This is a genomic window from Flavobacterium sp. (genome assembly GCF_043720215.1).
Lineage (GTDB): Bacteria > Bacteroidota > Bacteroidia > Flavobacteriales > Flavobacteriaceae > Flavobacterium.
The window spans coordinates 1-11,888 of sequence record NZ_JAYSSZ010000122.1 but is presented as its reverse complement, the minus strand read 5'-3'; the positions used below and the strand labels follow the sequence as shown (position 1 = coordinate 11,888).

The 11,888-nt window shown below is 30.5% G+C and carries 10 protein-coding genes and 1 pseudogene; 1 reads left to right on the top strand and 10 read right to left on the bottom strand.

Translation table 11 applies throughout. The features are described 5' to 3' along the window. Positions 1 to 215: pseudogene (locus ACHZC3_RS05870) on the bottom strand (ABC transporter permease); the annotation flags it as partial. 120 nt (positions 216 to 335) lie between these two features. On the opposite strand from ACHZC3_RS05870, the gene ACHZC3_RS05865 reads away from it, so the two are divergent. After that, a complete protein-coding gene (locus tag ACHZC3_RS05865) occupies positions 336 to 1,070 on the top strand; it encodes a tyrosine-protein phosphatase (protein WP_394758947.1) in 735 nt (244 codons plus the stop codon). 28 nt (positions 1,071 to 1,098) lie between these two features. Here ACHZC3_RS05865 and ACHZC3_RS05860 read toward each other — a convergent pair whose 3' ends face one another. The 9 genes from ACHZC3_RS05860 to ACHZC3_RS05820 form a co-directional block, all read right to left on the bottom strand. After that, entirely contained in the window at positions 1,099 to 3,456 is a 2,358-nt protein-coding gene (locus tag ACHZC3_RS05860) for a GumC family protein (RefSeq protein WP_394758946.1), read from the bottom strand. Between the two features lie 8 nt (positions 3,457 to 3,464). Continuing rightward, entirely contained in the window at positions 3,465 to 4,262 is a 798-nt protein-coding gene (locus ACHZC3_RS05855) for a polysaccharide biosynthesis/export family protein (RefSeq protein ID WP_394758945.1), read from the bottom strand. A 62-nt stretch (positions 4,263 to 4,324) separates the two neighbouring features. Beyond that, entirely contained in the window at positions 4,325 to 6,292 is a 1,968-nt protein-coding gene (locus ACHZC3_RS05850) for a polysaccharide biosynthesis protein (RefSeq protein WP_394758944.1), read from the bottom strand. A gap of 106 nt (positions 6,293 to 6,398) precedes the next feature. Next, positions 6,399 to 7,541, bottom strand: a complete 1,143-nt coding sequence (locus tag ACHZC3_RS05845) for a DegT/DnrJ/EryC1/StrS family aminotransferase (protein WP_394758943.1) — start codon at positions 7,539 to 7,541, stop codon at positions 6,399 to 6,401. Positions 7,542 to 7,543: 2 nt separating this feature from the next. Continuing rightward, positions 7,544 to 8,185: an acetyltransferase gene (locus ACHZC3_RS05840; protein ID WP_394758942.1), complete on the bottom strand. Its 642-nt coding sequence runs from the start codon at positions 8,183 to 8,185 to the stop codon at positions 7,544 to 7,546. Positions 8,186 to 8,194: 9 nt separating this feature from the next. Then, positions 8,195 to 8,800: a sugar transferase gene (locus ACHZC3_RS05835; RefSeq protein ID WP_394758941.1), complete on the bottom strand. Its 606-nt coding sequence runs from the start codon at positions 8,798 to 8,800 to the stop codon at positions 8,195 to 8,197. Beyond that, a complete protein-coding gene (locus tag ACHZC3_RS05830; RefSeq protein ID WP_394758940.1) occupies positions 8,800 to 9,993 on the bottom strand; it encodes a glycosyltransferase family 4 protein in 1,194 nt (397 codons plus the stop codon). The genes ACHZC3_RS05835 and ACHZC3_RS05830 overlap by 1 nt, the downstream gene beginning before the upstream one ends. A 2-nt stretch (positions 9,994 to 9,995) precedes the next feature. Beyond that, positions 9,996 to 11,135: a non-hydrolyzing UDP-N-acetylglucosamine 2-epimerase gene (gene wecB / locus ACHZC3_RS05825; RefSeq protein ID WP_394758939.1), complete on the bottom strand. Its 1,140-nt coding sequence runs from the start codon at positions 11,133 to 11,135 to the stop codon at positions 9,996 to 9,998. After that, positions 11,074 to 11,888, bottom strand: an 815-nt coding sequence (locus tag ACHZC3_RS05820) for an O-antigen ligase family protein (RefSeq protein ID WP_394758938.1), incomplete at its 5' end; no start/stop codon positions are given. The genes wecB and ACHZC3_RS05820, both read right to left, overlap by 62 nt.

Genomic DNA, 11,888 nt, shown 5'->3' with positions numbered 1-11,888 from the left:
ACAAACGTAAAAACTATGGTTGTCATTATAGGTTGTATAAAAAACCACAGTGGTCCTAAAATAGTTTGCTTATAAAAACTTACAAAATCTCTTTTTACAAATAAGAATAATAAATCACGGTAACGCCAAATATCTTTAAAATTTATATCAAAAAGTGAAGTTGAGCCTTTTATAATTAGATCCCAATCTTCTGCCGTTTCTTCTTCTTTTATCATCTAAATCAATTTCTTTTATAACAAACTCTAGTTTACAAATATAAATATTTTAAGCCTAATTCAATATTAATTATTGCAATTATAACTACTTTTGCAATCGAAACATAAACCAAATCTACAATGCTTTTTTTTAATAAAAATAAAGCCATACTCAAGGATTTAATCCCTGATGGTCACATTGATATACATTCGCATTTATTGCCTGGCATTGATGACGGAGCACAGACTATTGATGATTCTGTTTTTTTAATTAATGAATTAAAAAATATGGGCGTTTCAAAATTTATTACTACTCCACATATTTTTAGTGGTTTTTGGGACAATACTAAAGATAAAATTGAAACTCTTGAAACTCAAACAATTTCTAATTTAAAAGATAAAAATATAAATTTACCTATATCAGCTGCGGCTGAGTATTTAATGGATGATCATTTTGTTTCTTTGTTTCAAAAAGGTGAAATTTTGACTCTAAAAGACAATTATGTACTTGTTGAAATGTCGTATTTGAATCCTCCTATACAACTATACGATATTATTTTCGATTTGCAAGTTGCGGGATACAAACCTGTTTTAGCACATCCTGAACGTTATGCTTTTTATCATAATGATTTTGACCAATACTTAAAATTAAAAAATGCAGGTTGTTTATTTCAGTTAAATTTACTCTCGACTGTTGGTTATTATGGTAAAGATGTCACAGAAGCAGCAAAAAAACTACTTAATAAAGGCATGTTTGATTTTGTAGGTTCTGATGTGCATCACAAAAAACACATTGAGTCTTTTGATGCTAAAGTTTTACTAAAAGATTTACAACCTTTGAAAGAAGCAATTAAAAACAATCAGTTTTTTAAATAAAAAATGAGGCAATTGCCTCATTTTTTATTTATCCGAAGAAAGAAAAAGTAACTATTTTTTTGTACCATGGTTCCTTAACTACTTCTTGTCCGTAACCGTAACCGTAACCGTGACCACTTTTTGTGACTGTATCATTTAGCAAGACACACATGTTAGGTAATTTATTCTCTCTATATAATGTTTCTGGTGTTTTTAAGTATTCTTTTTCTAAATAATTAGCACGAACAACATATACAAAAGCATCAGCATTTTTAGATATTAATAAGGTATCTGTAACTAAGCTTACTGGAGCAGTATCTACAACTATATAATCGTATTCTGATTTTAATTGTTCGAACATTGCCTCAACTTTTTTACTCATTAATAACTCTGCTGGATTTGGCGGAATTACTCCTGCTGGAAGAATATCGAAATTTTCATAACCTTTTTGATTTACAATAAAATCATGAATATCTGAATCTTTTGTCGACAAGAAGTTCGTGAGTCCTCTTGATGGTAATTTTACGTATTCGTCTAGTTTAGGATTTCTAATATCCATACCTATAAGCAATACTTTTTTTCCTGAAATGGCGATAGTTGCCGCAAGATTAATGGCTATAAATGTTTTTCCTTCTTTAGGTATAGTAGAAGTTAAAAATATAGTTTTGGCTTTGTTATTGGCTTCCAAATTACTTAAAACAAATTCTAAATTAGTTCTAACAATACGTATCGCTTCTGCCGAGCTGGTTCTGCTACCCGATTGCATGATTTCGTTATTATCATCAGAATGAGGTACATCACCTATAAATGGAATTGTCAAATTAGCATCTAAATCATGACGGTTTTTTACTTTAGTATCCAATAAATCTAATAAATAAATTATCGAAAAAGGAATAAGCAAACCTAATATTAGAGAGACTAAATAAATTAGACTTCTTTTAGGTGATATAGGCGCATCAGAAGAATAAGCATAATCTACAACTTTAGATATGGGCGCTGTTGCGGCTAAAGTGATGGCTGTTTCTTCCCTCTTTTTAAACAAATACAAATACAATTCTTCTTTAATTTGTTGCTGCCTAAAAATTCCTCTAAACTCTCTTTCTTGTCTTGGAATTTGAGATATTCGGCCACCAACAATATTTCCTTGATTAGTAATAGCATTGTTTTTTATAACTAATGAAGACTTAAGTTTATTTAAACTTTCAGAAATACCGAATTTTAAAGAATTTATTTTATCATTAACTCTAATGACTACTGGGTTTTCTGGAGTAGAGCTTTTAAGCACTCTGTTTCTTTCTATTACCAAATTATTATATTCTGCAATCAGTGCCGATGAATTATTATCATCAGGAACAATATTTGCAGGTATAATGTCGTCATGCTTGTTGTTTTTCATGAAATCGATCATGATACCAACAACTTTAAGCTGTGTGCCTACAATAACTTCTTCTTTGTTTGATTCACTAGAATTTTTAAGATACAATTCGGCTTCAGTAGGAAGATCAGTAATATTATTTTTTCTTTTATACTTTTCTACGTCTTTTTCTACGCCATCTAGTTCACTTGTAATTATTCCCAACCTGTCGTTTATAAACTGAGCTGTTTTTTCAGAAATCAAATTTTTATCTAAAATGGCATCTCTATTATAAATTTCGACTAATTTATTTAGGAAATCTTCTGATTTTTCCTTAACCTTATTTACATACGATATTTCTAAAACATTTGTCTGTTTTGTAATTGGACTTATATATAGCCCTCCTTTATAATTATCAATAGCATGTTTTATTGACTGAAGGTTTACTATTATCTTGAAATGCCCTTCTTTTGATTTATTATTATTTACAAAATAATTCCCTAATCGATTAGATTTTATTATTTGTCCAAAATTATATTTTCCAATCAAACTGTCATTTTGGGCAAACAATTCAAATTGCTTTTCATTAATCTTCTTAACTAACATTGTAGTGTCTATTGTAAAAAAATCTTTTGATTTTTCAATAAAATTAAATTCAACCGGATTGTCTACATACGATTCTGAAGATTTTATACGCCCTTCTAAAACATAAGAAATATTAAAGTTTCCTTCTTTGATTGTTTTTTCGACAAGAGATCTAGATTTCAAAACCTCTATTTCGTCGTCAAGATCTCTTTTTGCGCCAGAAAACATTGACAAATCCTGAAAAGCAGCAAGTTCGGAAGATATACCCCCTGAATCATCTCTCTTAATTAATAAAGTGGTTTGCGATTTATATTCTGGGATTGAATATCGCAAGTATAATTTAGCAAGAAATAAAAAGAGAAAAACACTAAACAAGAACCATCTCCAATGGCTCAAGTACTTTAAAATTTGCTCTCTTATACCCGCAGAATTATCCTCGGCCAAATCAGCTATAGAATTGTTTAACATGAGTAAACTTAGTTTTTATTAATTATAAATATTGATAGTACCACTGAAGATATTAATGAGGCAATTGCAATCCAAATGGGACCGTTTTGGGTAAGTCCAGTTGAAGTGTTTGATTTGGCTTTATTGGGCTCGACATAAAGTAAATCATTTTGAGACAAGTAATAATAAGGCGAATTGATAAAATCAGCTTTGGTAATATCTATTCTATTAAATGTTTTTTTATTGTTTACTTCTCTAACCAAGATAATATTATTTCTCTTTCCGTAAATAGTTAAATCACCTGCTAAACTTAAGGCTTCTGGTAAGGTAATACGTTCACTAGCAATAGTAAAAATTCCTGGTTTTGCCACCTCCCCTTGAACGGTAACTTTAAAATTCACAATACGCATATTGACAATAGCGTCATTAATATATTTTTTAAGTTTGCCTTTAATAACATTGATAACTTCCGATTTTGTTTGCCCTCCTGTTTTTATTTCTCCTAAAACGGGAAACTGAATAAGCCCGTTTGCATCTACCAAATATAATTGCTGTTGTCTTTGCCCTTGTGTTGTTTGTCCAATAGCTGTGGGCACCGAAATGATTTCAAGATTAAATGGCGCAGCAGCTTCAGGGTCTGGTGCCGAAACAACAATCATTAACAAATCATCTGGTTGAATTTTAGACTCGAAACCATTTGCATTTTCTTGATTAGCAATCTGATCTAGGTTTTGGTAATATGCGATTTGTCTTTTATTGGCACAAGCCGTTATTAATAATAAGTTTAGTCCTAATAAAAAATATAATATTAAATTTCTGTTCTTCATTTTTTTTATTTTCTGTTTAAAGCACCTTTTTTTGTTAGAAGTATTTAAACACTGATTTTTATTTAATTATCTAAAATTTCGAAAGTAGAGTTCATACTTTTATATTCTGGTATTAGCATTTTCATCTTAGTTACTATTAAATTATTATCGTACCCGTTTGAAACGGCAACGATATCAAAAATAGCAGTTTTAACTTCATTATAATCATCTATTTCTTCTTGCGCTACCATAATTTTATCGTGATGTGTTGGTAATGTTTTACAAGTGTCATTTAATAACTCTTCATATAATTTTTCTCCAGGACGCAATCCAACTATTTTTATTTTTATATCCTTCTCAGGTGTAAATCCAGCTAGCCGAATCATTTTAGTTGCTAAATCATATATTTTTACTGGTTTGCCCATATCAAAAATATAAATTTCTCCCCCTTTTCCCATTGCACCAGCTTCAAGTACTAACTGACAAGCTTCCGGAATGGTCATAAAATATCGAATAATATCTTGATGTGTAATTGTTATTGGTCCTCCCTCAGCAATTTGCTTTGAAAACAAAGGAACTACTGATCCGTTCGAACCCAATACATTCCCAAAACGAGTAGTTATGAATTTTGTTGTGCGGTTACCATTATTTTTTTTATCAAAATATAAAGATTGTACATACTTTTCAGCAATTCGCTTACTCGCTCCCATTACATTACTTGGGTTTACTGCTTTATCTGTAGAAACCATAACAAATTTCTCAACATTATATTTTAGTGATAAATCTGCTAAATTTTTTGTTCCCATCACATTCACAAATATGGCTTGCGATGGATTTTCTTCCATAAGTGGCACATGTTTGTAGGCTGCTGCATGGTATACTAAACTTGGCTCGTATAGTTCGAAAACTCGCTCTAAGCGAACTAAATCTCTTATATCCGCAATAACTGAAACTAATTCAGTTTTTGAATTTAGTTTTTGAATTTCTAAAGTTAAATCATGCAAAGGCGTTTCTGCTTGATCTAAAATTATTAAAATTTCTGGATTAAAATCTATTATTTGTCTTACGATTTCACTTCCTATAGATCCAGCAGCTCCAGTAATTAAAATAGTTTTTCCTTTTATTTGAGATGAAATTAATTTATTATCTAAAACGATTGGTTTTCGCTCCAATAAATCTTCAATTTGAAAACTCTTTATTTTTTTAGATATCTCTTTTTGATTTTCCCAATCTGATATCAACGGAACAGTATATACTTTTAAATTAAATTCTAAACACTCATCAACAATAGCGATTTGTTCTTCTTTTGACAGTCCTTTGTCAGCAATAATTAAAGCTTCTGCATTCATAGAACGCATTAATACTGAAATTTTCTTTTTCTTATTTAAAATAGGTAAATCAAGAATTCTTTTTGATGTATTTGAATTGTGTTTATCTATAAAACCTAGCAACTTAAATCGCATTGGTATTTCGGAAATTAACGCATTTGAAACTGAAATTGCATTAGCATCTGATCCGTAAACAATGGCTCTAACTAGTTTTTCGTTTTGAATTCCTTTTAAATAAGCTTCAAAAAATTGTTTTACCAATACTCTATACAAAAACAAAAAACAAAATGAAAATATTATATTTATAAGCAATGCTGTTGTAACAAACAGATTATCATGATAATATAACGAAAAAGTAAAATTAACAACTACTAAAACAATAAATGTAGAAACTTGGGAAAAAACAATCTTAATGGCATCAATAAACGAAGAATGTCTAATTATACCTGAATACGTCTTAAACCACCAGAAAAAGAATACATTAGTAATAAAGAATAAAGCGATTTTATATCCTTCATTGTGAGCTTTATAATAGTTTAACCCAATTCCTTTAAACAAGAAATAAGTTAAGGCTCCCGAAATAAAAATAGCAACAACATCAATACATAATATAACCCACCTAGGCAAATAACCTAAGTTTTTAATACTAAAATTTGATTTTGAACTATACATTAGAACCTGCCTTAAAACAGATCTTATTTTTGCTTTTTCTTCTATTTCCAAAGTAATTTTACTTTAAAACACATTATTCCTTTATGAATTTTAGACAAAAATACCATTCAAACTATCTATTTACTTCAAGTTTTTGCCTTCCAAAAAGTGTTGCAAATTAATAAAAAAATTGTTGAATTTCAGCAATTATTCTATTTTTTTCTTCTTGTGTTAAATTTGAACCCGATGGTAAACACAATCCGTTTTCAAATAATTCTTCAGCAATTTTATTTCCATAATAAGGATAAGATTCAAAAATTGGCTGCAAATGCATCGGTTTCCATAAAGGACGACTTTCTATATTAACTCTTTCTAAAGCTAGTCGTAAATCCTCTCGAGTTTTTCCATTAGTTTTTAACGCATTTACAACAATTGCACTTAGCCAATGATTTGAAAAATAATCAGAATTTGGCTCTGTTAAAACCGTAACACCATCGATTCCAGCAAAAGTATCTACATACAGTTGATGCATTTTTCTCCTAAAACCAACATGTTTATCTAAAACTTGCATTTGTCCTCGACCAATTCCTGCGCAAATATTACTCATTCTATAGTTGTACCCAACTTCACTATGCTGGTAATGAGGTGCGTTATCTCTTGCTTGTGTGGCTAAAAAAACCGCTTTTTCTTTGGTTTTTACATTATTTGTAACCATTGCTCCTCCTCCTGAGGTAGTGATGATTTTATTGCCATTAAATGATAAAACTCTAATTTCTCCAAAAGTTCCACACTTCTGTGCTTTATAAGAACTCCCTAATGCTTCCGCACTATCTTCTAAAACAGGAATTTGATATTTGTTAGCTATTGCTTGTATTTCCTCCACTTTATATGGCATTCCGTACAAATGAACAGCTATAATTGCTTTTGGCTTATTTCCTTTAGTAATTCTGTCGACAATTGCTTCTTCTAAAGCTATTGGACACATATTCCATGTCTCTAATTCACTATCTATAAATACTGGAGTTGCTCCCAAATACATAATAGGATTTGCCGATGCTGAGAACGTCATACTCTGACAAATAACTTCATCTCCAGCTTTAACACCTAATAAAATCAGGCCTAAATGCAAAGCCGCTGTTCCTGAGCTTAACGCAGCAACATGAGAATTTTGACCTATGTATTGTTCTAAATCTTGTTCGAAACCAGTTACGTTTGGTCCTAATGGCGCTACCCAATTTGTATCGAAGGCTTCATTTACAAAACTTTGTTCGCTTCCTCCCATGTGTGGTGAAGAAAGCCATATTTTTGAATTATTACTCATTTTTAATGAAATTTTATTGGTTTAGCTGGAATTCCAACAGCTGTACAATTTTCGGGAATTGATTTTGAAACCACAGCTCCAGATCCAATTACAGCGTTTTTTCCAATTTCTACTTGATTAATTATTTTTGCACCAGTTCCAATATAAACTCCTTCGCAAAGAATTACTTCGCCAGACACATTTACACCTGGCATAATAGAAACATAATTATTGATAACAGTGTCATGCCCGATGGTACAGGCTAAATTTATTATTACAAAATTATTTATAGAAATATTACAAGTAATAATGCTACCAGCACAAATAATTGAGCCCATCCCAATTAAAAAATCATCATTTCCAATTAAGACTGAAGGATGAATTAATGTAGGAAAGACAATATTTGAATTTACAATTTGTCTTACTATGTTTTTTTTATACAATGGATTTCCAACAGCAATAGCAATATGTAAATCGTAGTCAACTAGATCCAAATCAGCAATTTTACCTAATACTGGAAAACCATTTATTATTTCTTCGACTTGTATACCATCATCATAATATCCCATGAATTCATACTTATTTTCGACAGCATTAATCTGATCGATTAGCATTTTCACTTCTCTTCCAAAACCTCCAGCTCCAATAATTGCAATTTTTTTCATCAATTTAGTTTAGTATTGCCCTTCAAATGGCTCCATAGTAGCCGTATTTTGAGCATTTATTCCTTCTTTTTTTACTACTTTCAAAACTGTTTTAAATAATATTTTTATATCTACAAAAAACGAGCAATGATCTACATACCAAACATCCAATTCAAATTTTTTGTCCCAAGAAATGGCATTTCGACCATTTACTTGTGCCCAACCTGTTATTCCTGGTTTTACTTCGTGTCTTCTATTTTGAAAGTCGTTATACAAATGCAAATATTGCGTCAATAAAGGTCTTGGCCCTATAAGACTCATATCCCCTTTTAAAACATTTAGTAATTGTGGAATTTCGTCTAATGATGTTTTACGAACAAAATTTCCAATTTTTGTTAACCTTTCCCCATCGGAAAGCAAATTCCCATTTGCATCTTTTGCTTCGCTCATGGTCTTGAACTTAATAATCTTGAAAATCTTGCCGTTTTTCCCTGGTCGAAGCTGATAAAAGAAAGGTTTGCCATCATTAGCAAAAAACAAAGCTACAATAATGATTATAAATATTGGAAAAAATAACACAAGTGCAATCAGTGTTATTAAAACATCTAATCCTCGTTTCAAGAAAAATGTATACATTATTTTAATCTGTTACTTATTTTTTGATAGGAAACATCTACCATATAGTCTTTTTTTAGTAAGTTTTTTGCTTGCTCTCCCATAACTTCAATATTATCCAAACATTTTTTAATTGCTTCTTTCATTTTTCCAATTTCACCTGTTACAACCCAAACTCCACAATTGGCTTCTTCAATCACCTTACCAATATCTGAATTTACATCCGTTGCAGCAATTACAGGCATTTTCATTTCAAGATACGAAAGCAATCGTGATGGAAAATTAGGAATACTAAAATCTTTATGCAAAAAAATAAGTCCTATGTCGCAAGCGCCTAATAATAAATCATAATCCTTTTTTGGAAGTGATTGAATCAATTTAGCATTTTTAGGATTATGGTTTGAAAACCACTTTTCGATTTTATCAAATTCTGTTCCGTTTCCAACAATTAAATAAAAAATATTTTCAATAGCAATTATTTCAATCGTTTCTAATAAAAAATCTAATCCTTGAGGCTTCCCTAGATTTCCACCATAGACCAAAATTTTTTTATCAAACGGTATATTGTATTTTGCTCTAATAGCATTTTTTTCATTATCAGAATAATCTATAAAATTAGGCTCTATCGAATTTGGATTTACTTCTACTTTTTCAGTTTTTATTTCTGGATTGTGTTGCAATACAAAATCTACATTAGCTTTCGACATACAGCCTATAGCATCGGATATTTGATATAATTGCTTTTCCTTTTTAACAAACATTTTATGCAAAAGACTTCCTGTCTTTATCATTTTCATATCCACCGCATTTTGAGGAAAAATATCTTTCAACAACAGATAAGCAAAAGCCTTGTCTCTTTTTTTTATAAAATGTATTACTTTATAAAAAGTAATTGGCGGTGTTGAATACAATACTAAATCGAATTTTGTATCACTTAAATACTTTTTTATAGCAACCAAATACTGATATTCAATAGCTAAAGTACCTATTCCTTTTTCAATTATATTTGTCTTTTGTATATTTAGTGTTTTTACTTGCAATAACTTTACATTACCTACTTCCTTCAAATTTGTGGCTACTTTTTTTCTTCTCTCCACTGGAGTAACGACAGTCACATTATGACCTTCAGTGACAAATTTCCTAAGTAAATCTTGATAAATTCCTCTTTCATCAATGGAATTTATTTCGACTAATGTCAAAAATAATACATTCATTCTTAGTTGTTTTTACTCCAAACTACTCTGTTCACATAATCGGTATAGCTCAAAATGATTCTCACCATTTTCTGAGAGACATTAGGCATTGAATAATCAACTACGCTTCTGAAATTTCTTTTATTTCCAACTTCTTGCTGTTTCAGTTGGAGTAAACCTTGCATAATTCTTTCTGGTGACAATCCAACCATCATTACTGAGGCTTCTTCCATTGCTTCAGGTCTTTCGTGAGCATCACGAATGTTTAAGGCTCTAAAATTTAGCGTTGAACTTTCTTCAGAAATGGTTCCGCTGTCAGACAAAACAGCGTAGGATCGCATTTGCAATGCATTATAATCGTGAAAACCGAGGGGTTTTAAAAACTGTACTTCAGGTCGAACTTGGATTTGCATTTTGTCTATCATATTTCTCGTTCGTGGATGTGTAGAAACAATGATTGGAAATCCAAATTTTTCAGCTATTTGATTCAAACTTTCCATTAAACCTCTAAAATTTTTCTCAGAATTGATGTTTTCTTCTCTATGAGAAGATACAACAAAATATTTACCTTCTTCCAGGTTTAATCGTTTTAAAACATCTGATTTTTCAATTTGTGGTAAATAATGATGCAATACTTCAAACATCGGCGAACCAGTTTTGATAATTCTGTCGGCTGGCAAACCTTCACGCAAAAGATATTCTCTTGCTATATCGCTATAAGTCAAATTGATGTCTGAGGTATGATCTACAATTTTACGATTTGTTTCCTCAGGAACTCGTTGATCAAAACAACGGTTTCCAGCTTCCATATGAAAAACTGGAATTTGCCTTTTTTTGGCAGGAATGGCACACAAACAGCTATTGGTGTCTCCTAAAACCAGAAAAGCATCAGGCTGAATTTCTTCTAATAAAGGATCAATTTTTATTAAAATATTACCAACTGTTTCGGTAGCTGTTTTACCAGCTGCTTCGAGGAAATAATTTGGTTTTCTGAGTCCTAAATCATCAAAGAAAATTTGATTGAGTTCGTAATCATAATTTTGACCTGTATGTACAATAATATGCTCAATAGCCTCAGATTCGTCCAAAGCCATAAGCACTCTAGAAAGGCGTATTATTTCTGGACGGGTTCCAACTACCGTCATTACTTTTAATTTTTTCATTATAAATATTTATTGATATACCGATTACAACGCTGCTAAAGTACCAAAAATCAGGATTAGAATAAATATTATTTGAGGTTTGAGCAAGAATTAAATATTGCAACCATAATCCAACCACAGGCAGAACATAATATTTAGAATCTGAAAACCTCAAAAAATATTTAATTTTTTTAAGGATAGGAATAAAAATTAATCCGAAAAGAAATAAAATTAATATTCCACCCGACATTAGTAATTCCAAAATAATATTATGAGGATACATCCCGTCCTCGTACATAATTCGCCCACCAAGCAACGGATTGTCTTTAAATATTTGAATCGCTCTAGTAAAATAAGGCTCCCGACCTGAAGTATTTCCTTCAAAAAGAGCCGAGTAGTTTCTCACAATAAAAGCGCTTTCTAGATGCAAAATTTCTTTACAAACATAAATAGATAAAATCCCTAACAATAACAAAAATATAAATACATAAATATATTTGTATTTATTTTTTAAGATTATAAAATATAAAAAAATTACTAGTAATGCCAAAAGTGGACTTCTTGCTGCTGAAATATAAATGGCAAAAATTCCTAGAAGTATCCCAATAATTAAAATTTCTTTTTTAATTATTGATTCATTATAGGATTTGAAAAATAATAAATAAGACGCTAAAATGACTAAAGAAACCCCGAAATGCCCTGATGAAATATAGTAGACCGAAAAAATACCACTTATTTTGTTATAATAATCCAAATAGAATACAGTGTATAAAA